Source organism: Saccharopolyspora sp. ASAGF58, assembly GCF_012277335.1.
Taxonomy (GTDB): Bacteria; Actinomycetota; Actinomycetes; order Mycobacteriales; family Pseudonocardiaceae; genus Saccharopolyspora; species Saccharopolyspora hattusasensis.
Window position 1 is genome coordinate 1,793,339 of record NZ_CP040605.1, and the last position, 26,087, is coordinate 1,819,425.

The 26,087-nt window shown below is 68.4% G+C and carries 23 protein-coding genes; 16 read left to right on the plus strand and 7 right to left on the minus strand.

All coding sequences use genetic code 11. The features are described from left to right. Positions 1-242 precede the first annotated feature (242 nt). Positions 243-1,958 (minus strand): hypothetical protein, encoded by a 1,716-nt coding sequence (locus FDZ84_RS08225; protein WP_168585402.1) that lies wholly within the window; start codon positions 1,956-1,958, stop codon positions 243-245. Positions 1,959-2,436: 478 nt separating this feature from the next. Between FDZ84_RS08225 and FDZ84_RS08230 the strand changes: the two genes are divergently transcribed. Together FDZ84_RS08230 and FDZ84_RS08235 are read left to right on the plus strand one after the other, a co-directional pair. Continuing rightward, entirely contained in the window at positions 2,437-3,258 is an 822-nt protein-coding gene (locus FDZ84_RS08230; RefSeq protein ID WP_246868884.1) for a M23 family metallopeptidase, read from the plus strand. 146 nt (positions 3,259-3,404) lie between these two features. Continuing rightward, positions 3,405-3,545, plus strand: coding sequence for a hypothetical protein (locus FDZ84_RS08235; RefSeq protein ID WP_168585403.1), 141 nt, complete (start codon positions 3,405-3,407; stop codon positions 3,543-3,545). Between the two features lie 68 nt (positions 3,546-3,613). On the opposite strand, the gene FDZ84_RS08240 is transcribed toward FDZ84_RS08235, so the two are convergent. Continuing rightward, positions 3,614-4,081 (minus strand): GbsR/MarR family transcriptional regulator, encoded by a 468-nt coding sequence (locus FDZ84_RS08240; RefSeq protein WP_168585404.1) that lies wholly within the window; start codon positions 4,079-4,081, stop codon positions 3,614-3,616. 90 nt (positions 4,082-4,171) lie between these two features. Here FDZ84_RS08240 and FDZ84_RS08245 point away from each other — a divergent pair, with 90 nt between their 5' ends. The 5 genes from FDZ84_RS08245 to FDZ84_RS08260 all read left to right on the plus strand — a co-directional run bounded on the left by FDZ84_RS08245 (position 4,172) and on the right by FDZ84_RS08260 (position 6,721). Next, entirely contained in the window at positions 4,172-4,999 is an 828-nt protein-coding gene (locus FDZ84_RS08245) for a class I SAM-dependent methyltransferase (RefSeq protein ID WP_168585405.1), read from the plus strand. 42 nt (positions 5,000-5,041) lie between these two features. Then, complete coding sequence (locus tag FDZ84_RS38710) at positions 5,042-5,431, plus strand: class I SAM-dependent methyltransferase (protein WP_246868885.1); 390 nt, start codon at positions 5,042-5,044, stop codon at positions 5,429-5,431. Continuing rightward, entirely contained in the window at positions 5,428-6,093 is a 666-nt protein-coding gene (locus tag FDZ84_RS38715; RefSeq protein ID WP_246868886.1) for a hypothetical protein, read from the plus strand. Before FDZ84_RS38710 ends, FDZ84_RS38715 begins: the two co-directional genes overlap by 4 nt. A gap of 56 nt (positions 6,094-6,149) precedes the next feature. Next, entirely contained in the window at positions 6,150-6,287 is a 138-nt protein-coding gene (locus FDZ84_RS08255) for a hypothetical protein (protein ID WP_168585406.1), read from the plus strand. Between the two features lie 83 nt (positions 6,288-6,370). Then, positions 6,371-6,721, plus strand: a complete 351-nt coding sequence (locus tag FDZ84_RS08260; protein ID WP_168585407.1) for a VOC family protein — start codon at positions 6,371-6,373, stop codon at positions 6,719-6,721. Between the two features lie 707 nt (positions 6,722-7,428). Here FDZ84_RS08260 and FDZ84_RS08265 read toward each other — a convergent pair. Continuing rightward, positions 7,429-9,912 (minus strand): UvrD-helicase domain-containing protein, encoded by a 2,484-nt coding sequence (locus FDZ84_RS08265; RefSeq protein WP_168585408.1) that lies wholly within the window; start codon positions 9,910-9,912, stop codon positions 7,429-7,431. A gap of 635 nt (positions 9,913-10,547) precedes the next feature. Between FDZ84_RS08265 and FDZ84_RS08270 the strand changes: the two genes are divergently transcribed. Together FDZ84_RS08270 and FDZ84_RS08275 are read left to right on the plus strand one after the other, a co-directional pair. Next, positions 10,548-11,117, plus strand: coding sequence for a DedA family protein (locus FDZ84_RS08270; RefSeq protein WP_246868887.1), 570 nt, complete (start codon positions 10,548-10,550; stop codon positions 11,115-11,117). A gap of 302 nt (positions 11,118-11,419) precedes the next feature. Then, on the plus strand, positions 11,420-11,725 hold the full coding sequence (locus tag FDZ84_RS08275; protein WP_168585409.1) for a chorismate mutase: 306 nt from the start codon (positions 11,420-11,422) through the stop codon (positions 11,723-11,725). Positions 11,726-11,845: 120 nt separating this feature from the next. Here the strand turns inward: FDZ84_RS08275 and FDZ84_RS08280 are convergent, their stop codons facing one another. Next, positions 11,846-12,640: a 3-hydroxybutyrate dehydrogenase gene (locus FDZ84_RS08280; protein WP_210435478.1), complete on the minus strand. Its 795-nt coding sequence runs from the start codon at positions 12,638-12,640 to the stop codon at positions 11,846-11,848. A gap of 232 nt (positions 12,641-12,872) precedes the next feature. Here FDZ84_RS08280 and FDZ84_RS08285 point away from each other — a divergent pair, with 232 nt between their 5' ends. The 7 genes from FDZ84_RS08285 to FDZ84_RS08315 all read left to right on the plus strand — a co-directional run bounded on the left by FDZ84_RS08285 (position 12,873) and on the right by FDZ84_RS08315 (position 21,778). Next, on the plus strand, positions 12,873-13,184 hold the full coding sequence (locus FDZ84_RS08285) for a hypothetical protein (protein ID WP_168589900.1): 312 nt from the start codon (positions 12,873-12,875) through the stop codon (positions 13,182-13,184). Positions 13,185-13,365: 181 nt separating this feature from the next. Continuing rightward, positions 13,366-14,094: a PIG-L deacetylase family protein gene (locus tag FDZ84_RS08290; protein WP_168585410.1), complete on the plus strand. Its 729-nt coding sequence runs from the start codon at positions 13,366-13,368 to the stop codon at positions 14,092-14,094. Positions 14,095-14,128: 34 nt separating this feature from the next. Next, positions 14,129-15,067 carry a hypothetical protein gene (locus FDZ84_RS08295; RefSeq protein WP_168585411.1) on the plus strand — a complete coding sequence of 313 codons (939 nt, stop codon included), beginning with the start codon at positions 14,129-14,131 and terminating at the stop codon, positions 15,065-15,067. Between the two features lie 136 nt (positions 15,068-15,203). Beyond that, complete coding sequence (locus FDZ84_RS08300; protein ID WP_168585412.1) at positions 15,204-15,962, plus strand: hypothetical protein; 759 nt, start codon at positions 15,204-15,206, stop codon at positions 15,960-15,962. 470 nt (positions 15,963-16,432) lie between these two features. Beyond that, complete coding sequence (locus FDZ84_RS08305; protein WP_168585413.1) at positions 16,433-17,851, plus strand: serine/threonine-protein kinase; 1,419 nt, start codon at positions 16,433-16,435, stop codon at positions 17,849-17,851. 202 nt (positions 17,852-18,053) lie between these two features. After that, the gene (locus FDZ84_RS08310) at positions 18,054-19,577 is read left to right on the plus strand and encodes a serine/threonine-protein kinase (RefSeq protein ID WP_168585414.1); all 1,524 of its coding nucleotides are present in this window, start codon (positions 18,054-18,056) and stop codon (positions 19,575-19,577) included. A gap of 1,193 nt (positions 19,578-20,770) precedes the next feature. Continuing rightward, the gene (locus tag FDZ84_RS08315; RefSeq protein WP_168585415.1) at positions 20,771-21,778 is read left to right on the plus strand and encodes a glutathione S-transferase family protein; all 1,008 of its coding nucleotides are present in this window, start codon (positions 20,771-20,773) and stop codon (positions 21,776-21,778) included. Between the two features lie 11 nt (positions 21,779-21,789). On the opposite strand, the gene FDZ84_RS08320 is transcribed toward FDZ84_RS08315, so the two are convergent. The 3 genes from FDZ84_RS08320 to FDZ84_RS08330 are packed head-to-tail and all read right to left on the minus strand — an operon-like array spanning position 21,790 to position 26,035. Beyond that, a complete protein-coding gene (locus FDZ84_RS08320; RefSeq protein WP_168585416.1) occupies positions 21,790-23,103 on the minus strand; it encodes a cytochrome P450 in 1,314 nt (437 codons plus the stop codon). A gap of 2 nt (positions 23,104-23,105) precedes the next feature. Next, positions 23,106-24,578, minus strand: a complete 1,473-nt coding sequence (locus tag FDZ84_RS08325; protein ID WP_246869139.1) for an aminotransferase class V-fold PLP-dependent enzyme — start codon at positions 24,576-24,578, stop codon at positions 23,106-23,108. Between the two features lie 5 nt (positions 24,579-24,583). Continuing rightward, positions 24,584-26,035 carry an NAD(P)/FAD-dependent oxidoreductase gene (locus FDZ84_RS08330; protein ID WP_168585418.1) on the minus strand — a complete coding sequence of 484 codons (1,452 nt, stop codon included), beginning with the start codon at positions 26,033-26,035 and terminating at the stop codon, positions 24,584-24,586. Positions 26,036-26,087 lie beyond the last annotated feature (52 nt).

The following is a 26,087-nucleotide window of genomic DNA, read 5'->3' on the forward strand; positions in this document are numbered from 1 at the left end:
ATTCGCCTGCTCCGCAGGCTCGATATCGACGTCCGTGGTGACGAACGGAACAGCGCATCGCGACGGTGTGCCACGCATTCTCGACCGCTCTTCCGGCGTCGGCAAGACGGCAGCTCGGGGAATTCGGCGCAGGCTCACGCTCGCGGACCGGACGGACGTTTCCGCTGGTCAGGACACGTGAGCACTTTGGGGTGCGACCGCACCGAAAAGCACTCACGGGCCCTGAGCAGTCGAGACCCTCGTCAGTGCCGGTCCCGCGGCACGCGGGCCGCGGCGAGGGCGGTGACGAGCAACACGACCGCGCAGGCCGCGCCGAACCACAGCCCCAGGCCCGGCGCCGCGCCGGGGAACCGCTCGGCGGTCAGCGGAAACTCCAGCACCCGGACCGCTACGACGAGCACAGCTCCGATGAGCAGCGCCGCAGCACGGGCGGCCCGGCACATCGGCGCCAACACCGCAGCACCGACCACCGCGGCCAGCGCGACCACCAGGCCCCAGGACGTCGTCCCGAAGTCGGTGAACACCCCCGGCGCCGTGTAGTCCGGGGCTGTGACCACCGGGAAGCTGAACGCACCGGCCGCGAGCAGCAGCGCGACGAGCGACGGGAACAGCACCAACCGGTGCATCGCGATCTCTGTGAGATCCACCTCGTCGCGCTCCACCGCACCGGCGATACCGGCGACGACCCCCGCGAGCGCGGCGAACAGCACCGCGATCCCGGCCACCCAGGCACCGAATCCGGCCTGCGCGTCCGCGGCCTGCAACGCGGTGAACACCGCGTCGAGCACCCCGGCCGCCGCGAACGGAATCACCACCCATACCACCGGCAGCACCGGGCGAAGCCACCTGGAGGCGCGCGGCAGCAGCAGCCCGACCCCCAGCACCACCAGCAGGAACCCGGCCGGCCACAACATCCGCGCCGGGTACGGCGACGGGTCGCGCAGACCGTAGGGCATCTCCACCTGCGGCACCGCCGCCGCCAGCAGCGCCAACGCGCCGGCCACCAGCGCGAGCAGGGCCGAGACGGTGATCAACCGGGTCAGCGCGGGCAGGCGCAGGTCGTCGGCCGGCTCGGCGGAGTCGGCTCGTCCCGCTGGCACTGCCAGGACCACCAACGCAATCGCCGCGACCAGGCCGAACACGGGCCCCCAGGCGAACTGGATGTCGTCGAGCATCGCCGCCGCGACCAGTGGCGGCACGACCACGCACGCCACCGCGGCGGCCACGCCGAGCAGCCCGCCGCGGGCGAACTCCGGGTCGGTGGAGCTCGCCACGAATCCGGCGGCGCTCGGCACCGCGACGGCGAGCAGGAAGCTGCCGATCAGCACCGCCAGAGGTCCGTCGAGGGCCGGGTTCGGCAGTAGATATGGATCGTCGGAGACGAACGGTGCCATCAGGACGCCGACGGCAGCGATCACGCCGGCGCACAGTACGAGCGTGAGCAGGCCCTGCCGGTGCGAGCCGGTGCCCTCATCGCCGTGCTCGGCACCCCAGACCGCTAGAAAACCGGCAACGATCGCCGCGACGTGCCCGGCGATCAGCAGCCAGACCCCGGTCGACGGGGCGAAGGAGTCGAGGCTTTCCACCCGGAGCAGCTCGGGGCGGGTGGCCAGCCCCGCATCGACGACGAACTGCAGGTCCAGCACCAATCGGCCGGGAGCGAGCGCCGCTGGGCCGACGAGCATGGCGGCCGCCGCCCCGAGCCGCCCGCGCCGGGCGAAGACGAACGCCGTCGCGGGGGCGAGCAGTGCGAGCACCAGCAGGAGCGGCCATGCCAGGAATGCGGCGGGAGCGCTGGGAACGACGAGTCCGAGCAGCGGCCCCAGGCCGACGAGCACGGCGCTTACGGCGGCGACGACGATCGCCGCTCTCAGCCGCATCGGGGGATCGGGGTCGGGCTGCGGATTCGTGGCGGGAGCCGAGGAACCGCCGGACGGGAGGTCGGGCCGCGCAGTCACCGCGCAGACGCTAGCAACCCCGGGAGCGAACGCCACCCGCCGGTCGCCGCCTCCGGGACATCCCCTAGGGCCCACCGAACGGAGCACTCGCGCTTGCCCATCAAGCGGCTCTTCGAGTGTGACTCATATCACGCCTCGCTACCGCGAGCTGCCTGGATCGAAGCATCCCGGAGCCCGCCATGGCCCGATCGAACAGCCCCGTATCGATCACGAAGCCGCAGGCAGCTTCGCTACGCGACGACCACGCCCAGTATCCGCGCACGCCTGACAATGAGGCCCGCGGAACGCCTTTCGAACACGCTCCGTGTCCAAGACACCACGGACGGGGATTTGCCCCTAGGGGATCAGCTTGGTTACTGTCCCCCGGTCCGTTGTCACGGTCTGATCACGAAGGACAACCTTCGGCCGGTTCCCCGACCGGCCCCCGGGATCCCCGCCCGGGAACGTGATCCGGCTCCCCGAGACGGAAGGGCAAGCATTGGCTCGACACCGCTCCCCCGGCGGCGAAGAACACTCCCCGGGCTACGTGGAGGCGTCCCCCGACGACCCCTCCAGTAGCCCAGCGAAGACCCGGGACTCCTCACCCGTATCGGTGTGGCGCGGCCGCGTGGTCGTCGCCGCCGTCGCCGCTGGCGCCTTCGCAGCCGCCGGGCAATCGATGGCCGCAGGTGAAGGGCACGCCGCCCCGGACCACGACGACTTCAACCCCTCTGACGCTTCGGCCTCGTTCAACACCGCGATGGCCGAGCAGACCTACACCGGAGTCGGCGGCAGCGCCCCGGCCCCGGCGATGCTCCCGGTGGCGAAGACCACGGACGTCAGCTCCGAGATGGAGAAGCTCGCGAAGAGCGAGCGGATCACCCAGGAGCGCGACGCGGCCCGCATCGCCGCCGAGGAAGCGGCACGTGCACCCAGGTACGTCATCCCCGCCGCCGGCACATTCACCTCAGGTTTCGGTGGCCGCTGGGGCACCACGCACTACGGCATCGACATCGCCAACGCCAAGGGCACCCCAATCTATTCCGTCGCTGACGGCGTCGTGATCGAGGCGGGCCCGGCCAGCGGTTTCGGCCTGTGGGTGCGGGTTCAGCACGAGGACGGCACGATCACCGTCTACGGCCACGTCAACACCATCACGGCCAAGCAGGGCACCAAGGTCAAGGCCGGCGACCAGATCGCCACCATGGGCAACCGCGGCTTCTCCACTGGCCCGCACCTGCACTTCGAGGTGTGGAACACCAGCGGCAAGAAGATCAACCCGCTGCCCTGGATGCAGGCCCGAGGTATCTCGCCCGCGTAAACCTTGCACGCGCGGCTCGGCTTGCGCAGCGATGCCGGTAGCGGCCCCCTGCGGGAAGTTACGGTCGCCGTATGGACTCCGGGATCCCCGACTCATGAATGCCAATTCACCTGCCGGGGACTGGCCTCGCCAAGAACCCCGACGCGGTGGGCACAGTCTTAGAACCCGCAGCGGTGCTCATCGCGGGGGTGCTCATCGCGGGGGTGCTCGTCGCGGGGGTGCTCATCGCGGGGGTGCTCATCGCGGGGGTGCTCATCGCGGGGGTGCTCATCGCGGGGGTGGACTAAGCGGCTGGCGCCGCTTGAAAGACCAAACCTGAGTTCCCGGAACTCGCGGAATGGCGCCGGTGGCGCGGCTAGGGCCGTCGCTGCCGGTGCCATTTCTGCATGAGCTCCGGGATCTCGGCGCGGAGGAACTCGAAGAACTGCCGCGTCTCGTCGAGGCGCAGCCCCGCCCGCGTGCTCGCGCCCACTGCGGCCACGCCTTCGGCGAGGGTGCGTTCCCAGCCGATCAGTTCCGCATCGCGCTGCATGATGCTGGCGTACCAGACGTCGTCCAGCACCCGGTAGTGGTCGCGCCGCTCGCCGGGGTCGCGCTCCCGCACCACCAGCTTGACCTGCACCAGGTAGCGGACCGCTCCGGACACCGCGGCTGGGCTCACGTCCAGGACCTCGGCCAGCTCGCTCGCCGTCCGCCGCCCTTCGTCGGCGACCAGCAGACTCGCGAGCACGCGCGCCGCCATGCGCGGGAAGCCGGCGCCGGTCAGGTCCAGGGCGAACCGTTCGACGAACCGCGGCACCTCGTCGCCGGAGCCTTCCGTCATGTTCCGATCCTCACCAGCCGCATCGATCACCTGAAAGATTTTAACGTTTCTTTATTTCATGAATTTGTGAAATCACTGTAGCTTGAGAAGGTGACCGAACGAACCGAACAGATCCGGTTGACCGGCGCGCAGCAGACGCTCCTCGGCCCTCTCCACGCCCGGGCCCTGGACAACCGCAGGCCCGACCCGGTGCTCGGCGACGAGACCGCGGATCGACTGCTCGACCGCATCGACTTCGACTTCCGCAGCCTGCACCTCGGCTCCGGGGACCGGATGACGGTGGTCCTGCGGGCCAAGCAGCTCGACGACTGGGCGGCGCACTACCTCGCGCAACACCCCGACGTGGTCGTGCTGCACCTGGCGTGCGGCCTGGACAGCCGGGCGTTCCGGATCGCCATCCCCGCTGACGCGCACTGGTACGACATCGACCTGCCCGACGTGATCGAACTGCGGAACCGGCTCTACCCGCAGGCCCAGGCGAACTACCGCACGATCGCGGCGTCGGTGACCGATCGGGACTGGCTCGACGAGATCCCGACGGGGCGGCCCACGCTGGTCATCGCCGAGGGACTGACGATGTACCTGACCGAAGCGGACGGCATCGACCTGCTGCGGCGATTGGTCGAGCGCTTCGAGGTCGGCGAGATGATGTTCGACGCGGTGCTGCCGTGGACCGTCCGTGCCGCCCGCTACTCCCGGTTCCTCCAACGGACCGGTGCCGAGTTCCACTGGGGGATCGGCGATCCGCACGCCCTCGAACTGCGCGTACCCGGTCTCCGGCTGCGGCAGGAACTGCCGATGATGGATCTGCCGGGTCTGGCGAAGATGGACGCGACCGACCGGGCGATCGCGAAGTTCATGAACGCCTTTCCGCCGCTGCGCAAGGCCATGCGGCTGCTGCGCTACAGCTTCGAGTAGAAGCAGCAGGAGAAGGTCGAGCTGACCGGGGCGCAGGCGACCATGCTCGCGACGCTCTACCTGCGCGCGCTGGACAACCGATCGGCCGAGCCTATGCTCGGCGACCGGTACGCCGACGAGGCCGTGCAGCGCATCGACTTCGACTTCGGCAAGTCCAAGATGGGTGCGCGCAACGCGGTTCCGGTGGCGATGCGCGCCAATGCGCTGGACCGCTGGGTCGAGGAGGCGCTGCGTGGCGGGAACTGTGCGAGCCGCGACTCCAGCCCCGGCATGACCGTCCTGCACCTGGGTTGCGGGCTGGACAGCCGGTTCGAGCGGACAGACCCGCCGGAGGGGGTCGAGTGGTACGACATCGACCAGCCCGACGTCATCGAGCTGCGCCGGCGCCTCTTCCCGGAACGCCCGCACCACCACACCATCGGTCGTCGGTGACCGCGCCCGACCTGCTCGACGACATCCCCGGCGACCGGCCGGTGCTGGCGGTCGCCGAAGGACTCACGATGTATCTGTCCGAAGTGGACGGTATCGCGCTGCTGCGCCGCATAACCGTGCACTTCGCGGTGGGGAGCTGCTCTTCGACGCCTTCAGCAGCCTGGGGGCCGGGTGTCCAACGGCTCAACCCGGCGGTGGTGCACGCCGGGGTGCACCTGCGCTGGGGCATCGACGACCCGCAGTCGCTGGAATCCAGCGTGCCCGGGCTGCGGCTGGTTACGGAGTGGCCGTTCACCGATGCGCCCGAGCTGGACCGCTACGCGCAGCCCGTTCGGGCCGCCATCCGCGCGTCCGGACGCATCACCGCCGTCCGCCGCATGGCCGGATGCTCCGCTACCGCTTCTGACTCAGCGGGACGTCGCCAAGTCCAAGAGCCGGTGCACGCCGGGCGACTCGATCGGGAGGTGCCCGGCGCCCGGCAGCATGGCCAGTTTCTTCGGCCCCGCAAGCCGGTCGAAGAACGGCCGGCTCAACTCCACCGGTGTCCAGGCGTCCTCGACGGGGTGCGCCAAGCGCGCCATCCCGCACTCGCTCAGCGAGCAGCACCTCCAGCAGCCCGAAGGCGATCTGGCCGGGTTTGTTGCGCGCGTTCGACAGGCTGACCCCGGAGAGAGCGAACCAACTCCGCCGGTGCTCCGTCGGCGGGCCGGACCACGAGTTGACCGCTGCGCTGCTCGTGCCAGGAATCGATGCGCAGATCCACCGCGTGGTCCTGGCCTGCGACGATGACCCGGTGCGGTCCGAGCGCACCGAGGCGCTGATCGCGCTGTGGAGCGCGCTGCCCGCACGCCTCTGAAGATGCCCGCTCGACGCGCTCGCAGCTCGTGAAGCGGCGGCCTGCCCTCCGGCGTGGCACGGTTTCGTCAGGAGGTGGTGGCGATGATCAACGGGGCGCACTTGTTGTTGTTCAGCCGGGACGCCGAGCGGGATCGGGCGTTCCTCCGCGACGTGCTCGGTTTCGAGTCCGTCGACGCCGGGGACGGGTGGCTGATCTTCGGGCTGCCGCCCGCCGAACTCGCCACCCACCCCACCCACGGGGAGCCCACCTGCCAGCTCTACCTGATGTGCGACGACATCGCGGTCACCATCGGTGAACTGCAGGAGAGCGGCGTCGAGATCACCCGCCCGGTCAGCAACGAGGGCTGGGGACTGCTCACCGCCCTCCGCCTGCCCAGCGGCGCCGAGATCGGGATCTACGAGCCCAAGCACCCCCGGCCTGCCGGGATGTAAGCGAGACCCGTGGGCGCCGGGCTCGCCGCGCCGATCGATCGGCAACGTGGCCACCGTGCGATGGGTTTCGAGGTCTATGGGTTTCGAGGTCTATGGCGGAGACCGTTGAGGACGTGACGGCGGAAACCTAGGCGCGCGTGCCGTCGGTCGAGGACGCGATGGTGAGCGGGAAGCTGCCTACCTCGACGCTGCCGAGCGGTTCATAGGTGCCAGGTGTGTAGCTCAGCAGCCGACCGGGCGCCTGTCCGCCGAAGGACGAGTCGCCGCCGGCGGACTCGCCGATGAGCAGCTCCCCGGTACCAGACGAACGGCTTGCCGGTGGCTCTCAGGATCTGCCGGATGCGGCGGAGTCCGTCCCGTCGACGAGGAGACGATCGACAGCGAACTCCTCGGGCTGGAGATGATGCGTAGGAAGCGATGCGGCGAACGCCCCTGCTTCCGCCCGTGGTTCGGCGCCCCGTCCACGGCACTCCCTCCACACCGTGGATGTTCCACTCGATGCGGTCCGCGAAGAGATCGGTCAACGCACCGATCGCACATTGCCCAGTCTGTGTTGGAACTCGTCAACGACTGCCCGGGTTTCGCTCACGATGTTTCTCGCGAGGTCGTTCTGCTGCTACCGCAGGGCCGAACCTCGGTCGGGCGCCGGTTGTTCCACGCGAACTCGAACATCGTCTACTTGGGACAATGAACTTCCCGCCGTCGGGTCATAGCTTGCTGATCGGCACGCTGCCGATCAGCATCAAGCGGACCGTGCCGGAGCTACCGAAGTCGATCGTCGCGGTGGCCCGCGGTCCCTCACCCTCGGTGGACAGCACCGTGCCCAGCCCGTACTTGTCGTGGGTGACCCGGTCACCGGCGGCCAGTTTGATGGCGACGGTGTCCTTCCAGCCCTTCATGCCGGTGCTGCGCATGCCGCGCGCCGCCAGCCCGGCCTGGGCCGAATCCGAGCCGGTGCGGTCGAAACCACCACGGCTGCCCCAGGTGCTGCGCACCTGCGGGGCGGCGCGCTCCGGTTCGATCCGGCGCCAGTGCATCAGCTCGTCCGGGATCTCGGTGAGGAACCGGGAAGCCGGGTTGGTCATCGGCTGGCCCCACGCGGAACGCATGAGCGCCCGCGACAGGTACAGCCGCTGCCGGGCGCGGGTGATGCCCACGTACGCCAGCCGCCGCTCCTCGGCCAGTTCGGCCGGGTCGCCGAGCGCCCGCGAGTGCGGGAACACCCCGTCCTCCCAGCCGGTGCAGAACACCACCGGGAACTCCAGGCCTTTCGCGGTGTGCAGGGTCATCAGGGTGACGACCCCGTCGCCGGATTCGGGCAGCGAGTCCGCGTCCGCCACCAGCGAGACGCGCTCCAGGAACGCCGACAGCGAGTCGTCGGCGGGCAGCCCCAGCGCCGCCTCCTCCGCGTCCTCCGCGGCCGGCACCGCGGCCGCGACCACGGCCTCGGCCGACGGGTCGACCTCGGCCAGGGGCTCGCCGACCGGAGCTCCCGCTTGGATCTCGGTGAACTCCCGCGCGACCGTCACGAGCTCGGTCAGGTTCTCCACCCGCGTGGCGTCCTGCGGGTCGTCGCTGGCCTCCAGCTCGGCGCGGTAGCCGGTGCGCTCCAGTACCTGCTCCAGGATCTCGGCGACATCGGACTCCGCCGCGACCGCCTGGAGCTCGTCCAGCAGCGCCACGAAACCCGCGATGGCGTTGCGCGCCCGGGTGTTGAGCAGCGGGACCTGCCCGGCCGCCGCCTTCCGCAGCGCAGCGGCGAACGAGATCCGCTCCTGCTCGGCGTGCACTGCGACCACGGCCTCCGCCCGGTCCCCGATGCTGCGCTTCGGCACGTTGAGGATGCGGCGCAGGCTCACCGTGTCGTCCGGGTTGTCCAGCACCCGCAGGTAGGCCAGCGCGTCCCGCACCTCGCGACGCTCGTAGAAGCGCACCCCGCCGACGACCCGGTACGGCAGGCCCAGCCGGATGAACACCTCCTCGAACACCCGGGACTGGTTGTTCGTCCGGTAGAACACCGCGATGTCGTTGAACGTCGCGTCGCCGTCGTCCACCAGCCGGTCGATCTCGCCGGCCACGAACGCCGCCTCGTCGTGCTCGTTGTCCGAGACGTAGCCGACGATCTGCTCGCCGTCCCCGGCGTCGCTCCACAACCGCTTGTCGCGCCGGTTCGGGTTGCGCCGGATCACCGCGTTCGCCGCGGACAGGATCGTCTGCGTGGAACGGTAGTTCTGCTCCAGCAGGATCGTCCGGGCCTGCGGGTAGTCGCGCTCGAACTCCTCGATGTTGCGGATCGTCGCGCCCCGGAAGGCGTAGATCGACTGGTCCGCGTCACCGACCACGCACAGCTCGGCGGGCTCGATGCCGCTGTCGGCCGCCTCGGTGCCGACCAGCTCACGCACCAGCACGTACTGCGCGTGGTTGGTGTCCTGGTACTCGTCGACGAGTACGTGCCGGAAGCGCCGCCGGTAGTACTCCGCGACCGCGGGGTGCTCCTGCAGCAGTCCGACCGTGCGCATGATCAGGTCGTCGAAGTCCATCGCGTTGGAGTCGACGAGCCGGCGCTGGTAGGCGGCGTAGACCTGGGCGACCTTGCGCTCCATGTCGTTGCCCGCCTGCTCGGCGGCGGCCTCCGGGGACAACAGTTCGTTCTTCAAGTTCGAGATGTGCACCGCGAGCGTGCGCGCCGGGTAGCGCTTGGAATCCAGGTCCTGCTCTCGCGCGATCATGGTGATCAGCCGCCGGGAGTCGTCCGCGTCGTAGATCGAGAAGTTGGACGACATGCCCAGCGTCTTGGCCTCGCGGCGCAACACCCGGACGCACATCGAGTGGAACGTCGACACCCACATCACGTTGGCCCGCCGACCCACCAACTCGACGACGCGTCCCTTCATCTCGGCCGCGGCCTTGTTGGTGAAGGTGATCGCCATGATCTGGCCCGGATGCGCGCCCCCCGCCAGCAGGTACGCGATCCGGTTGGTCAGCACCCGCGTCTTGCCCGACCCGGCACCCGCCACCACCAGCAGCGGCGAGCCGGTGTGCACCACGGCGTCGCGCTGCTGCGGGTTCAGACCAGCAAGCAGGGCGTCCGGATCCGGACCGGACCGAGAGGCGGGCCCGGATTCGTCCGATTGCAGCGATCCGTGCTGCGGTAGATCGCTCTGCCACTGGAGGTCGAGTGGGGTGCTCATCGTTGCTCCACGTTACCGGCGAGCCCGGACAAAACCCGAATCCCGGTGCCCGGGGCTCCAGATCGCACCGCAGATCGCACCGCCGCACGAGCCGATCCGCGCGGACTCCAAGCCGCCGCACCGGCTGCGGCTGCCTGGGCGGATGATGCGTCGAGCACGACAGCGGCGACTGTTGCCCTTGGAGCGAAAGAGAAAGCAGCTCCGCCGTGTCCAACGCAGTTTCCGCAGGCCCCGCAGTCACCGCAGTTTCCGCAGGCCCCGCAGTCACCGCAGTCACCGCAGTCACCGCAGTTTCCGCAGTTTCCGCAGTCACCGCAGTTTCCGCAGTCACCGCAGTCACCGCATCGGCCCACCGGTGGGCCCTGCCGACGTGCCCGGACCGCCCCCTTGGCCCCCGAATTGTCAGGGGGCAGCCAGGGGATGCCCGGATCCGCCGCGCGCAACAGGCCTGGAAGGTGAATTCCGACCGCCGTATCCGCCACGAAACGGAATGAGCCGCCCATGGAGTGGGTCAACCAGATCGATGCCGCGATCCGGGACTTCATCGCGTGGGCCGCGACGCTGAACCCGTGGCTGTGCGTGCTGCTGGCCCTGGTCCTGCTGTTATTGGAAACCTCCATCTTCATCGGCTTGTTGTGGTCCCGGGCGAAGCGACGCTGCTGCTCACCATCGCCGTCCTCGGCGGCAGGTGGGCACCGGCGCTGTTCGCCGCGGCGGTGGTGGGCAACGTCATCGGGCAGAGCGGGGGCTACTGGCTGGGCCGCCTGATCGGCCCCGGGCTCCGCAACACGTGGGCCGGGCGCAAGATCGGCGCACACCGCTGGCAGGCCGCCGAGGCGATCGTGCAGGACACCGGCGGGCGCGCGCTGATCACGACGCGCTTCGTCGCCGTGGTGCACGCCGTGGTTCCGGCCGTGGTGGGCACCTTGCGGTTGCCGTTCGGCCGCTTCCTGGGGCTCTCGGCAATCGGCGCCGTGCTGTGGGCAGGGGTGCAGACCGCCGTCGCGGTGGCGCTCGGCGCGGCCGCCCGGGCGGTCGGCTACGGCTGGACGGTGCTGGCGTTGACATGTGCGGGCGGCATGCCGGCGGGCTTCGTCGTGATCCGCGGCGCGCGTCGGCAGTCCGCTCGACGAGCCGCCGAGCGAGTCGACGTCGAGCCCGGTCGGGGCGCCGTTCGGTGTGCCGGTGGGCAGGAAGTTCGGTAGTCATGGCTCCAAGATCCACGCCGGCCCCGGCGCAATCCAGGGGAATAACTCGAACTGGTGATCGAATGATTCGAAGTCCACTCGTTGGGATTAGTGATCCACGTCACAACAAACGCGATGCAGGCTGTGGCAGACTGACCGCGTGCGAACGCAGACCTACGAGTTTTTCTACGGGCCCGGGACTCCGGCGCCCGTAGCTGCGTGAGCTCAAAAACCACTACGACGCCCCGGGGTTTTCGGACTCGGGGCGTTCGCGCGTTCCGGGGCCGGGGGCAGGGGCCGAAGCCGGAGGACAACGCCCGATGAACGCCACTGTGGACGGTGACCAGCCACAGTCCGAGCTCGCCTCGGCCAAGCAGGCCGCCGCGGAGGCCATCAGCAACTTCCGCGAGGAAATCGACTACCTGGACACCGAGATCCTACGCCTGGTCAAGCGCCGCGCCGAGGTCTCCCGACAGGTCGGCCAGGCCCGGATGGCGGCCGGCGGACCCCGCATCGTCTACAACCGCGAGATGGACGTGCTCGCGCGCTACCGGGAGCTCGGGCCGGAAGGCCGCGAACTCGCGATGATCCTGCTGCGCCTGGGCCGCGGCCGTCTCGGCCACTGACGAACCCCGCGACGCAGGAGCAGGCGTCGGTCGTGCGCACCCCCAACGCGCCCACGACCGGACAAGACCCACCTGCCCGCTGCGGCACCGGCGGATCCCACCGGTGCCACAGCGGGGAGCTCAGTGCGCGGTCCAGCCGCCGTCGATCGGGAACGAGGCGCCGGTGATCGACGTCGTGCCCGGTCCGCACAACCACACCGCTAGCTCGGCGACCTCGACCGGTTCCACCAGGCGCTTGATCGGCGTGCGGGCCAACAGCACGTCCTCGACGACCTGGTCCTCCGGCACCCGGAGCAGCTCCGCCTGCTCGGCGACTTGGCGCTCCACCAACGGGGTCCGCGCGAAACCCGGGCAGACGCAGTTCGACGTCACCCCGTGGGGCGCGCCCTCCAACGCGGTCGTCTTGGATAGCCCTTCGATCGCGTGCTTCGCGGTCACGTAGGCGCTCTTGAACGGCGAGGCGCGCTGACCGTGCACGGATGAGATGTTGACGATCCGCCCCCAGCCCCGGTCGTACATGCCCGGCAGCGCGGCACGCACGATCCGGAACGGCGCCTCCACCATCACCCGCAGCATCGCGCTGAAGGTGTCCTCCGGGAACCGGTGGATCGGCGCGACGTGCTGGAAACCCGCGTTGTTGACCACGATGTCCGCCCGGGCGCCCAGCTCCGCGGCGGCGTCGAGGTCGGCGAGGTCGACGACCCTGGCCTCGGCGCCGATCTCGGCCGCGACCGCCTCGACCCCCTTAGTCCGGTCCACCGCGATCACTTCGGCCCCGGCCTCGGCCAATCGGCGCGCGACCGCCGCGCCGATCCCGCTCGCCGCGCCCGTGACCACTGCTCGTTTGTCCCCCAGGTCCAGGCCGCTGGATCGCGCAGAGCTCGCACCAACCGACCCGGCCAACCGATCGCTCATAGCCTGAGAACCTAAGGCGTGAGTCCGGTCTCAATCCAGGGCCAAACCACAACCTTCTCCGCCTGCCACCGCGGCGACGCTGCTGACCGGGCGTTTTCCGCGGTAGTGCGTTCGGCGGAACTTCCGACGCCACCCCGGAACCCCCCGGCATTCGGCTACCTGCAGCAGCCCGCGAGGCATATCCGGGATATCACCCATACCGGGCGCGGGGAAAACGAGGCAGACTGTGGTCATGGTTCTCGGTCTAGTGGCCTTTCTCGTGACGCTGGCTGGCGTGCTCGTCGCCGCCGGATACGCTGGCTACCTCGCGATGCTGACTTCGGCCGCGAAGAAGCGCGCAGGCGGCCAGCCGGCCGTCGACTTCGCCCGGAAGCGATTCCCGATCGCCGGAGTCGGCCTGGGCGTGACCCTGCTGGCCATGCTGATCAGCACGGGCGGCACCGGCGCGGAGATCTTCGCGATACTGCTCGGCGGAGGCGGCGGCGTCGCCTCGCTCAAGGCGCTGCAGTCCACGCAGAGCAAGTTCCGCAAGGGGCAGTTCTGATCGACGCGTCACGCGGCGACGGCTGACGGCGGGAGCGATCAAGCCCGCTGCGCGCCTATCCGCGCGATCAATATTGGGCCTTTCGATGCAGCACAACGCACCGAAAGGCCTTTTTGATCACAATGAGTAGTCGTTTGACCCCGCACCGGAGTCGTCGCGTCTGCCCCTTTAAGCTGTGACCATGACCACTTCGCCGGAAGCGTCCACCGCAGCCCGGCGTGCTTTGGTGGTCACCGCGCACCCCGACGACGTCGACTTCGGGTCCGCGGGCACTATCGCCTCCTGGGTCGCCGACGGTATGCAGGTCACCTACTGCGTGTGCACCGCGGGCGATGCCGGGGGCTTCGACCACACGCCGCGGGAGGACATGCCGCGCATCCGGCAGGACGAGCAGCGGGCCGCCGCAGCCGCCGTCGGCGTCACCGACGTGCAGTTCCTCGGCTACCAGGACGGGCAGGTCACCGCGAACCTACAGCTGCGGCGGGACATCACCAGGGTGATCCGCCAGGTCCGCCCGCACCGGGTCATCAGCCACTCCCCGGAGATCAACTGGGCCCACCTCCCGACCTCGCACCCGGACCACCGCGCCGTCGGCGAGGCCACCCTCGCCGCGATCTACCCGGACGCGCGCAACGGCTTCGCCCACCCCGCGTTGCTGCAGGAAGGGCTGCAGCCGTGGACAGTGAGCGAGCTGTGGATGTCGGAATCACCCGAAGAGCGGGTCAACCGGGCGGTCGACATCACCGATTTCTTCGACGCGAAACTCGCGGCGCTGTCCGCACACCGGTCGCAAACCGCCCATCTCGACGACCTCCAGGGCATGATCCGGCGGCACCTGGCACGGACGGCCGAGCGGCACGGCATGGCCGGTCGACTCGCCGAGGCATTCCACGTAGTCGACACGTCGTGAACTCCCCGCGAGTCGCAGAAAGTCGAGACCTCCGATGCACAGCGGCAGAACCCCCGGCTGGAGCGGCCAGCTCGACAGGCCGCCGACGCCGGAACCGCCCGCGCACGGTCGGCACCGCAAGACCGGAGCAGCGGTCTCGTGGACACCGGTGCCCCGCAAGTGCCAGGCGTCGCACGCGCTCGCCGCGGGGCTGGTGACCGACCCGCTGGTCGACACCATGCCGGTGGGCGGGTTGCACAAGTTCGACCTGGGCATGGTCCCGGCCTCGGTCACCCCGCCGCGGACCTGGCGGCAGGCGGCCTGGTTCGCGATCGCCTCGTCGGCCGCCGCGCTGGGCGGGCTGATGTTCGTCACGACCTTGCTGGCCGACAGCACGACGACGATCGAGGGTCTGGAGCTGCCGAGCATGCCGCGCGGCCGCGACTACCCGCCGCTGCCGCCTTCGGACCCGTACTACCTGACCGGCAATCCGACCCGGCCGGAGGCGGTGCGGACGACCGGCTCGGTGCAGGCGCTGCCGCCGATGGCCGTGTCCGAAGGCGTCCCGAGCCCGTCGAGCTCCGCCAGCGGCACGGTTCCGGCTCCAGGCATACTCGGCTGGTCGACCTCCAGCGCCGCGCCGGCCTCGACCAGCGGGACGCGGGTGCCCGCGGTCCCGCAGCTGCTGTTCGGCGACACCGAGGCGATCAAGCAGCGCAGCCGGGCGTACCACGCCGCGATCAGCCGCGGCGACCTGCGGGACGCCTACTCTATGACCACCGGATCGTTGCGGGCCGAGGGCTACGAGGCGTTCGCCGCCCGGTACTCGGGTGCCGAGTCGGTCGAGTTCGTCGACGGCTACGCGACACCGAACAGCACGGTGCACACCCTCCGGTTGACCATGGCGGACGGCACCGTGCAGACCCAGCGCCGGGAGCTGCGGTACACACTGGAGGACGAACCGCTGATCACCTCCGACAAGCGAATCTTCTGATCACGAATCCTGATCCACTGCTCCGTTCGAGCCTCCGCAACGTTCCCTTCCGGTGAACTCGACTGCAAGGCTTCTCGATCAGGGCATCGTCGCGGTACGAGTCCGGCGGAGCCAACTCACGAGGACGGGCCAGCGAGTGCAGCATCACCCTTCGACCGGCAGCCGCCACGACCACGCCGACTCGGGTACGGGCGCGATCACCGTGGCCGAGTTGATGAAGCGGATCCCGCTGTCCCCGGAGCACGAGCGCCTCGCCGACCAACTGCTCAAGACGCCTGATCCGGCGGATGATGCGCTGTCGCTGCGCTGCCGGATCGTCCTCGGCTCGCTGGGTGCTCTGCTGATCCTCGGGGCCGCTTCGGTAGGCGCGACGATCATCGCGGAACCTGCCGCCGCGCCGCACCCCGCTTCCTCCGCCGCCCCGATCGACGGCGTGTCGGCGCTTCGACCAGACCTGGTGCGCAACGCCGGCTGGCCGTTCGCCGACAACGGCGGCTTCGCCGCAGTGGCCGGTTCGGGCGGCACCAGCGACGCGCCGGAACCTGCGGAACAGAGCACCGCCAACCCCACGGCAGGCAGCCAAGGATCGGCGCTCAGCCTGGTCAACGAGTTCTACCGCCGCTTGCAGCACGACCCGAGCTCGGCCGTTGCGCTGGTGGACCCGAGACTGCTCGCCGGGCAGCGGGCGGCGCTGGTCCGGGGGTGGGAAGCCGTCGAATCGCTGCAGCTGCGGGCGCATACGAGGTCGGTCGGCGTGGTGCTGACCGAGGTCGAGGCCCGCTATCCGGACGGGCACCGGGTGGTGCTCCGCCAGCTGCTCACAGTCGAATCGGATGCCCATCCGAAGATCGTCAAGGCCGAACTGCTCGGCGCCCGGCACGTCTCTCCCCGGTAGCGGCGCGGGAACGGCTTCTCACAACAATGCGACAACGACCGAGCCCGCGGAAACGCCCGCCCCGGTACCGGGATGAACCGGACAGCGGCGATATCGCTTCTCCGCGCCACCGGCGCACGTCCCCGCGCGGACGCCTCGGAGGACCCGAGACGCCCAACATCACCAGCGGAAACGGCTGTGAGGCGGATCCGGTTCGGCCGACCGCGCTAGGTCGGCAGCGTAACGTCGAATTGGGTTGCACCGATCTTTTCGACTTCGGGCCTACGCCAACACGGCGTGGGCTAGGCTCCCTTATCGCGGTTCGGATCGAGCCATCCGGCCAAACCGGACCGCGTCGAGAACGTGTACATATCGGGGGGCCGGAGCCGGTCCGCCTAATCCGCCGATGTTCGGTGGGGCCGTTCCCGGGACGATCCTCCCGGGTTCATGCGGTGCCCGTTGAGCATCGATAGCAGTACGGGGAGACGTCGGTGAGCGACGAAGGTCGCCTGGTCGCCGGACGCTACCGAGTGCAGCGACGCATCGGCAGTGGCGCGATGGGCGTGGTGTGGGAGTGTGTCGACGAACGCCTGCACCGCACGGTCGCGGTCAAGCAGTTGTTGCTGCAGCCCGGATTGGATCCGGGTGAGGCCGAGGAAGCGCGGCAGCGGGCAATGCGGGAAGGCCGCATCGCGGCCCGCCTACAGCACCCGAACGCGATCTCGGTGTACGACGTGGCCGAGGACGAGGGTCAGCCGGTCCTGGTCATGGAGTACCTGCCGTCCACCAGCCTCGCCGGGATGATGTCCGATCACGGGCCGCTCCCGCCGCGCGAGGTGGCGCGGATCGGTACGCAGGTCGCCTCGGCACTGGGTGCGGCGCACGCCGCCGGTGTCGTACACCGCGACATCAAGCCCGGCAACATCCTGCTCGGCGACAACGGCCAGGTGAAGATCACCGACTTCGGGATCTCGCGGGCGCAGGGCGACGTCCAGGTCACCAAGACCGGGATGCTCGCGGGCACGCCCGCCTACCTGTCCCCCGACGTGGCGATGGGCCAGGAGCCGACGCCCGCCTCCGACGTGTTCTCGCTCGGCGCGACGCTGTACGCGGCGATCGAGGGCCACCCGCCGTTCGGGCTGAACGAGAACACCCTCGCGCTGCTGCACGCGGTGGCCGCCGGGAAGATCGAGCCGCCGCAGCAGGCGGGCCCGATGGTGCCGCCGCTGATGGCGATGATGGCCGCCCGCGTCGAGGACCGGCCGGACATGGCACAGGTCCGGGACATGCTGCAGGCGGTGGCCGACGGCGGTTCGGTGACCTCGGTCCCGGCCATGGTGGCGCCGATCCCGCCCGCGCTGACCCCGGAGCCCAGTCGGCCCGATCTGGCCCCGACCAGCGTCGCCGGCTCGAACGGCACCACCGTCGCGTCCTACTACGAGGACGAGCCGTACTCCGAGCAGGCCTACGCGGACGCCACCTCGTACATGGGTTCCGACACCCGTGGCGACGCGGCGATCTACGAGAAGCCACGCAGGAGCAAGCGGCCCGTGGTGATCTCGGGCATCGCGCTGGTGGCCGTCGCGGTGATCGCGGTGCTGGTGACATCTGCGCTGATGAACAGCCAGAAGCCGCCGGAGAACACCGGGAACACGACGACCTCGCAGGTAAACCCGGTGCCTCCGCCGCCGCCGGAGACCACCAGCGAGGAAGAGCCGATCGCCACGAAGACCAACGTCCCGAGCACGACGCCGCCGACGACACCGAGCACGACGCCGCCGACGACACCGAAGACGACGACGCCGTCGACTTCGCAGCCGCCGCCGTCCACGTCGAAGACGACGACGCCCACCACGGAACCCGACGACACGCCTACGAGCGAGCCGAACAGCAGCGGGTCCGGGGAATAGGATCCGCTCGCGAACACGGGCTGGCCGGGGCGTTCACCACGCGGTGAGCTCCCCGGCGACAAAGTCTGTTCGGGCACGGGTGGCCCCGGTGTGCGATCGGGTGCGAGACGCCCAGTAACGTTGCGCACCGTCGGGTGAAAGCTGGCCACGGGGGTCCGGTCAGTACTGTCCAAGTAGGCACAGCCAGTACCAGGAGACACCGGTGAGCGCCGAAGGTCGTTTGATCGCGGGCCGGTACCGCTTGCAGCAGCAGATCGGCAGCGGCGCCATGGGCGTGGTGTGGCAGGCCGTTGACGAGCGCCTGCACCGCACGGTCGCAGTCAAGCAGCTGCTGCTGCAGCCCGGTTACACCCCCGAAGAAACCGAAGAAGCCCGTCAGCGGGCGATGCGCGAAGGCCGCATCGCCGCCCGATTGCAGCACCAGAACGCGATCGTCGTGTTCGACGTCGCGGAGGACGAGGGCCAGCCGGTCCTGGTCATGGAATACCTGCCGTCGCAAAGCCTCTCGTCGGTCATCGACGAGCAGGGCGTGCTGCCGCCGCTGCAGGTGGCGCGGATCGGCGTGCAGGTGGCCGGGGCGCTGGCCGCGGCGCACATGGCCGGCATCGTGCACCGCGACCTCAAGCCCGGCAACATCCTGCTGGGCGACAACGACATCGCCAAGATCACCGACTTCGGCATCTCCCGGGCCATCGGCGATGTCGCGGTCACCAAGAGCGGCATCCTCGCCGGCACCCCGGCGTACCTGGCGCCGGAGGTGGCGCTGGGACGGGATCCGGCGCCTGCCTCCGACGTTTTCTCTCTGGGCTCGACGCTGTACGCGGCGATCGAGGGCGGGCCGCCGTTCGGGGTGGACGAAAACGCGATCAGCCTGCTGCACCGGGTGGCGCGCGGGCAGATCGAGCCGCCGCAGCAGGCCGGGCCGATGACCCCGGCGCTGATACAGCTGCTGCGCCCGGACCCGGTCGACCGGCCGACCATGGCACAGGCCCGCGAGCTGCTGCAGGCTGTGCTCGACGGGCGGCCGATCCCGAACGCTTCGCCCAGCGGCGGCTGGCAGCGGCCGCAGGCCGCATCGCCGCGTACGCCGCCCGCGGGCAACCGGATGGGTCCGCCCCCGGCGGCCAATCCGCCCACCATGGTCGGTGGCGCGGTGCCCGCGCAGCAGGAGGCACCGCGGCGCAACTACCGCCAGATCGCCTTGTGGGTGGTGGCGATCGTGGTCGCGGTGCTGGTCGGGGTGCTCGCCGCGAACGCCTTCGGAGACGGGACACCGCAGGGGCAGTTCGCTCCGTCCGCCCCGCCGCAGACGCCCCCGGAGTCCAGCGCCTCGTCGGCCACGGCAACCACGACCACGGCGACGGCGACTTCCGCGCCCGCGACCACCAGCAGCTCCCCGCCGTCGACCAGCGCGATGCAGCAGCCGTCTCAGGACGAGATCGTGGACGTGGTGCGCAGGTACTACTCGCTGGTGCCGGGCAAGCTCGACCAGGCCTGGAATCTGCTGGGGCCGAACCTGCAGTCGCAGGGCAAGGACCGCTACGAGGGGTTCTGGAAGACGATCGAGGACGTGAAGATCATCGGCGAGCCGGTGCAGTCCGGGGCCAACGTGATCGTGACACTGCAGTTCACCAAGGGCCACAGCAAGATCACCGAGTCGCACATGCTCGGCATGGTCGCCACGCCCGACGGCAAGGCGCTGATCAATACCGACCGCCGCAACTGACCGCCCCGCCAGAGACTGTTTCCAGACTCGTTCTGCGTGGCAGAGCGAGCCCGGAACATCAGACACCGTCTGGTCTCCGGGATCAGTCCGATGAGCAGGCCTACAGCCGGTTGCCCGAGTCGTTGTCGCGGGCAGAGCTGGAGCGGTCTTCCTCGACGACGTGGACCGGGGCCTGGTGGAGGCCAAGCGGCACGATCACAACAACTGAGGCTTCGCAGTTATGCGGCGGATGAGGTGCTTCCTCGCTGCGCATGGAGGTTCCGTACATGCACAGGGTCTCTGACCGCGCGGGACCCACCAGCGGCTCGCGATAGCGCCACTGACGGTGTTGCCTTCCGCTTCCGTAGACAGCGTCGGCGCCCCGAACTCCATGATTACGCGGCTCAATAGCCCGGCCTGCACGTGCCCCTGTCAACGCTTCGCCGACGCCCTCACGAGCGACGACGCATGACTCGGGGTCACCGTGGGTCGCTAACCTTTCGGTGCAGAGCTCTTCCATCTCCTCCTCCATACCGGTTTATCCCGGCGCTCCTACGGGGCCGTCCGACTTCCCACACTCGTTCATCCCAGGCTTGGATCTCCCGGTTCTCGCACATGAGGACTCCGTACATGCACAGGTTCTCCGACCGCGCGGGGCCCACTGGCGACTCGCGATAACGCCGCCAGCAGTGTTGCCTTCCGCCGCTCCAACAACGTCGGCACCCCGAAGTGGGGATTTCGCGGCTCCATAGCCCGGCCTGCACGTACCCCTGTCCAACGCTTCGCCACGCCCTCACGGGTCGTCGACGCATGGCTCGGGGCCACCGTGGATCGCTACTCCTTCGATGTCGAGCGCTTTCATCCCTTTCCTCATGCCGGTTTACCCCGGCGCTTCCTAGAGCTCTCTCATCTCCTTCTCCATGCCGGTTCATCCCGGCGCTCCGAAACCTCAGCAACAAGCTCGGCTTCGTTATCTTGAGCCGCTGAAGAAGGCCCACCACGTACACGACGAGCATCGAAATCCCCGGGATCACGTCGTGGATGGGATTACCTTCCGCTGTTCATCACGGAAGCGGGAGGGGCAATGCGCGTACAGCGCGTACTCATGCCAGGCACCGAGGACACTGCGTGCGCGTTTGGCCGCGTTGCCCGCGGCGCCGGTGACAGAGTGGTCGACGTGACGCTCGGGTACCGCAGGCGGTAGAACTTACTGCATGAAGGCCGGTGAGCTTCCCACAGAAGAGATGACGCGTGATCCCATGGCTTTTACCGATCGGGTCACCGCTAGCTCGACCAAGTGGCCGATTGAGGCAAGGCGGTACCGGTTGGTGATCAGCCGGGCATGCCCGTGGGCCAACCGAACTGCGATCGTGCGGCGGTTGATGGGTCTAGACGATGCGATCTCGCAGGCAGTCGCCAGTCCGATCCTGGAGACCATCGCCGGCGACGCGCACTGGGTGTTCTCCGACGACGTAGGTGGTGTTGATCCAGTGCTAGGCGTGCACGCATTGCGCGACTCGTACCTGGCTCGTCGCCCAGGCTACGACGGTGGCGTTAGTGTGCCCGTGCTGGTGGACATACCCTCCGGGCATCTGGTGTCAAACGACTTCGAGTCGCTGACCATCGACATGGGCAAGGAATGGGTTGCGCTGCAACGCGACGGTGCCCCGGACCTGTACCCCGACGCGCTGCGCGACGAGATCAATGCGGTGAACGAGTCGGTTTACGCCAACCTCAACAACGGCGTCTACATGGCTGGTTTCGCCCCGAACCAACAGGCGTACGAAGGCGCGGTGCGCCGAGTGTTCGCCGAGTTGGATCAACTGGAGGCGCGGCTCACCACCCGCCGGTACCTGGTGGGCGACAGCATCACCGAGGCCGACATCCGGCTGTGGCCGACGCTGGTGCGCTTCGATGCGGTGTACCACGGGCACTTCAAGTGCAACCTGCGCAAGCTGATCGAGTACCCCGCCCTGTGGAGCTACGCGCGGGACCTGTTCCAGACGCCTGGCTTCGGGGACACCATCGACTTCGACCACATCCGCAAGCATTACTACTACGTCCACTCGGGAATCAATCCGACGCGGATCGTCGCAGTCGGACCTAAGCCAGTGGCGTGGCTGACCGCGCACCGCCGAGAACAACTCGGCGGCAGGCCGTTCGGCGACGGCAGGCCACCCGGTCCGCCACTGGAGAAGGACAGGGTCCCCCAGATCGGTTGAGAGGAAAGGAATCAAGCCATTTCCACGAGTGCGCCGTCGATGGGCGCCATGAAGAAGCCCTGCAACTGCGCCTTGGGGACGCCGACGCCGACGGCCCGTAGCTCGTGGTCGGTCAGCAGCTTGGTGACCACCAGCTTCATCTCGTTCATCGAGAAGCCCCTGCCGAGGCACGTCCGGCTGCCGCCGCCGAACGCGCCCCAGCGGTACCGATCCACCGAGCAGGCGAGGAACCGCTCCGGCTGGAACTCGGTCGCCGCATCGAAAACCTCCGACGAACGCTGGAGCAGGTAGGCGCAGTGCACCAGGATCGACCCGGCCGGAACCTGGTAGCCGTCCAACTCGATGTCCTGCTTGAGCAGCCGCACGCCGTTGAGCGCGGTCACCGGATGCAAGCGCAGGACCTCCTTGAGCACCGCATCCAGGTACGGCAGCGTGTTGACGCTGTCGCGGGTAATGGTGCCGTCACCGATGTTGTCCGCGATCTCCTTTCGCACCGAGCCGAGCACGCGCTCGTCACGTAGCAGGCGGACGAACGTCCACGCCAGGGTGTTGGCGGTGGTGGAAAAGCCGGTGTACAGGAGACTGAACACCTCGTCGCGGATAACCTCGTCGGTCAGCTCCACATCCCCCTCTTCTGCCAGTCTCAGCAGAAGCGACAGAGTATCCGGAGACTCCGGCGCTGACCAGACGCGGTAGTCCGGGATGCGACGTGCCACCAGGGAGCGGATGCCGGCATCGGCGGCCAGTACCTCCTCACCAGTGTTTTTGGCGTTCTCGGTGTGCAGCAGCGTTGTGCGGATGAATTCGCGGTCTTCTTCCGCCATGTTGCCGCACACCACCTCAGTGATGATGGCGGACGTCATGATCTGAAGTTTCTCGAACAGCCGGAACGGCGTGCCCTTGGGCCAGGTCTCGACCTGGCGAGCGAGTTCGGCCAGCACCAGCTCGGCGTAGTCGCGGCTGCCACCGAAAGTGGGATGGAGTTGCTGGCGACGTTTGCGATGGGCTTTGCCCTCGATGTAGGCGACCGAGGCCTCATCCGTGCCGAAGAAGATCTTGTTGGCCTCCGCACCGGAGATGACATCGTCCGGCGACTCGTACATGACCTTGATCTGGTGTGGGCGGGTGAGGAACACCCAATTGCCGTTGTCGTTGATATGCGGCAGGAACAGCCCACCGACATTGCCCAGCGGGAGGCTGAAGAGGGTGCCGTACACGGCGAACAGTTCGTCCAGGTAGCCGTAGGTGTCTTCGTTGAAACGGGCGAGCACGTCCCACGGCTCACCATTCGGGCCGGGAATCGAGGACTTGGCGATATCGAGCACGGTCAGTTCTCCTTGTCGCGCAGGACGCGCACCGACCACTCGACGTCGTCGACCATCCGGTCGACGACGGTACGGTCGGTCTGGTGGTGCAGGATGCAGGCCCGCACGACCAGACCGTGCTCCGGCAGTTCGGTCGTCGTGAGGTAGACGTTGCCCCGTGAGCAGACCAGCTCACAGAGTTCGGCGTTGAGGACGGAGTCACGAGCCCCACTGAGCTTGAAGATGACCACAGGCAAGTGGATGGGGTGCTGGCGCACCACCTCCAGACCGTCCAGGGTCGCCAGCCGGTCGGCGAGGTAGTGCGCGAGGTCGATCTTCTCGTCCAGAGTGGTCTCGAACGCCGCCACACCGTGCATCTTCAGCGGCAGCCAGGCGGTCAGACCCCGGATCTCGCGAGACAACTCCGGGCCATATGACGCGAAGTCGGCCAGCTCAGGTTCGTCGACAAACCCTGGCAGGTAGGCGGCACCTGGGATCTCGAACGCGTCGCCTAGCCGGACCCGATCCTTCACCAGCAGAGCAGAGCTGCCGTGTGGCAGGAATAGCGACTTGTGCGCGTCGACCGAGATGGAGTCGGCGTCCTCGATGCCGCGCAGAGCAGCCCTGCCGCGCTCGGTCAACCGGAAGAAGCCGCCGAAGCACGCATCTGCGTGGAACCAAGCGCCCTCTTCATGGGCAATCCGGGCGATGGCGGCGAGGTCGTCGACTGCACCGGAGTTGGTGGTGCCCGCCGTACCGACAACGCAGACCGGCCGGAAGCCTGCCGCGCGGTCGTCGGCAATGCGGGCGGACAGTTCGGCCAAATCCATCCGGTACTGGTCGTCAACGCCGATCGTGCGCACGTGCTCGGCGGGCAACCCCGCCATGGTGGATGCCTTCAGCATGGAGAAATGCGCCTGAGTGGACACATACACCGCGGCGGGGCCGGGTTGCTTGTCGTCGTGCGCGGTGAGCGCGCAGCGGACAGCCATGAAGTTGGCGAGCGAGCCGCCGGTGGTGAGGTAGCCGAAGGATCCCTCACCGTAGCCAAGCATGGTGCAGAACCAGCGGATGACGTTGGTTTCGATGCGTTGAAAGCCGGGTGCGGCGATCCACACGCCCGCGAACCGGTTCACAGCGCGAGCCACGAAGTCTCCGACCGCGCCCTGGATGAGGCCGCCGGAAGGCACATGCGCCATGAACCCGGGGTGCGGGTGCAAGGTGCCGTTGGTCATGGCCTCGCCGAAAAGCTGGTCCAGTAAGACCTGGAATTCCGTGCCAGTCTGCGGGAGCTCATCCTCACGCAGACCGGAGGCGGCCAGCCTTCCCTGCTCATACCGATCGACGTTGAGTGAGTCGGCTACGTACGAGGCCGGCAGCTCACGCGCGTCCAACTTGGCGCGGAAGGCGATCAGGTGCGCGGTGGTCGCGTCAAGCAGGGCGCGAACCTGGTCGGCGTCCAACTCAAGCGGGCTGTTGACGACAAAGTCTTCCATTATCGTCACCGAATCGGTCCTTCGTGCCCGCTGGCGACCAGCCCTGACTCGAAGACCGACCGATCTGAGCAGCGCCTTGCGTACTCAACGAACCGACGGATGATCGTGTCCTTCTCCATCACCTGGTCGTGCCGCCGACACAGCTCATCCAGCATCTGGCGGTCCCGCTCGTAGTGAGCGACAGCCAGGTGGTAGGGCAAGTCAGAGAAGGCAACCAGGTAGTAGAGCGGTGCGAAGTGCTCGGGGTAGCGGGCGTGCAGCTCGAGTTCGAGGCGGTTGCGGTCGTGGAAACCGCCCTCACCAGTGTGTGCGGACAGCTCGCGCAGGTTGGCCATGGAGAGCTCGGTTATCGAGTCGACCGGCCGCCGACGCTCGTGGGTGAACTTGGCCAGCACAGACGGGATGTCATTGACGACGCCGCTGCGGTCGGTAGCCGCGTCCAGCAAGGAGATGAGGACGCCGACGTCCTCGAACGAACAGTTGATGCCCTGACCGTAGAACGGCACGACGGTATGAGCTGCGTCTCCGAGCAGAACAGCGCGGCCGAAGTGGAACGGATCGCAGGTGATGGTGCGCAACGAAGACGCTTGGGCGGAGAAGAACTCCGCAGTGAGTGCAGGCAGAAAGGGCAACGAGTCCGGGAAGTACTCCTGGAACAGGGTCAGCACGTCGGACGGGGTGCGCAGCCGCTCGATCGACGGCTGCTCCTTCGTTTCCCGGCGCAGCGGCATGAACAGCGTCGCCGTGTAGGTCTGGTCTCGGTTGGGCTGGGCCAGGAGCATGAAGTCGTCTCGCGGCCACACGTGCAGGCCGTGCTGACTGCTCTCTGGCACCGCCGGATCGCGCAGGGCATGGAGCAGCGAGTGCCTGCCGAGGTCGTCGGAAGGCATCTTCATCTCGACGTAGCCGCTTTGGATGAACGTCTGGCGGACGTCCAGACGCGCGCCCTTGCGGGACATGTCGTGCCGGACCGTACTGTTGGCTCCATCGCAGCCGATCAACAGGTCCGCAGTTTCCACGATGACCCGGCCATCAGACACCATGTGAGCTGTCGCGGTCAGCGGGTCCGAACCGAAGCATTCGTGGTTGAAGAAGATCTCGGCCCCGGCCTTCTCGGCTTCGGTGAGCAGGACATGGTGGAGCAGTCTGCGCGGGATGGAGAGCAGGTGGTGTTTCGGGTCGGCGGCGTAGGGTTGGCAGGTCAGCGAGCCGTCCCGGTGATGGATGATCCGCTGCGGCAGCACGACACCATTGGAGTAAATGGCCTCGCGCAAGCTAGGAGTGAGTGCGCGCAGACCACGGAGCGTAAGCGTCAGGTTGAAGGAGTGACCGCGCGCAACCTGTGCTAATCGTGGATCGGCTTCTCGTTCGTAGATTCTTACATCGAAGCCGCAACCCCTGAGTCTGAGCGCGACCAGGCACGACACAGGTCCCCCACCAACGATGATCACCTTCACGTGCTCTCTCCCTTGCTACGACGACATCATGCGACGGCAACCGTTAGAGCAA

What these genes read in the sequence shown, in the direction of transcription:
- FDZ84_RS08315 (WP_168585415.1), top strand. Translation starts at nt 20,771, where the DNA reads ATGAAGGCCGGTGAGCTTCCCACAGAAGAGATGACGCGTGATCCCATG.
- FDZ84_RS08325 (WP_246869139.1), bottom strand. Translation starts at nt 24,578, where the DNA reads ATGGAAGACTTTGTCGTCAACAGCCCGCTTGAGTTGGACGCCGACCAG.
- FDZ84_RS08285 (WP_168589900.1), top strand. Translation starts at nt 12,873, where the DNA reads ATGGTTCTCGGTCTAGTGGCCTTTCTCGTGACGCTGGCTGGCGTGCTC.
- FDZ84_RS08240 (WP_168585404.1), bottom strand. Translation starts at nt 4,081, where the DNA reads ATGACGGAAGGCTCCGGCGACGAGGTGCCGCGGTTCGTCGAACGGTTC.
- FDZ84_RS08275 (WP_168585409.1), top strand. Translation starts at nt 11,420, where the DNA reads ATGAACGCCACTGTGGACGGTGACCAGCCACAGTCCGAGCTCGCCTCG.
- FDZ84_RS08280 (WP_210435478.1), bottom strand. Translation starts at nt 12,640, where the DNA reads ATGAGCGATCGGTTGGCCGGGTCGGTTGGTGCGAGCTCTGCGCGATCC.
- FDZ84_RS08260 (WP_168585407.1), top strand. Translation starts at nt 6,371, where the DNA reads ATGATCAACGGGGCGCACTTGTTGTTGTTCAGCCGGGACGCCGAGCGG.
- FDZ84_RS08290 (WP_168585410.1), top strand. Translation starts at nt 13,366, where the DNA reads ATGACCACTTCGCCGGAAGCGTCCACCGCAGCCCGGCGTGCTTTGGTG.
- FDZ84_RS08265 (WP_168585408.1), bottom strand. Translation starts at nt 9,912, where the DNA reads ATGAGCACCCCACTCGACCTCCAGTGGCAGAGCGATCTACCGCAGCAC.
- FDZ84_RS38710 (WP_246868885.1), top strand. Translation starts at nt 5,042, where the DNA reads ATGCTCGCGACGCTCTACCTGCGCGCGCTGGACAACCGATCGGCCGAG.
- FDZ84_RS08295 (WP_168585411.1), top strand. Translation starts at nt 14,129, where the DNA reads ATGCACAGCGGCAGAACCCCCGGCTGGAGCGGCCAGCTCGACAGGCCG.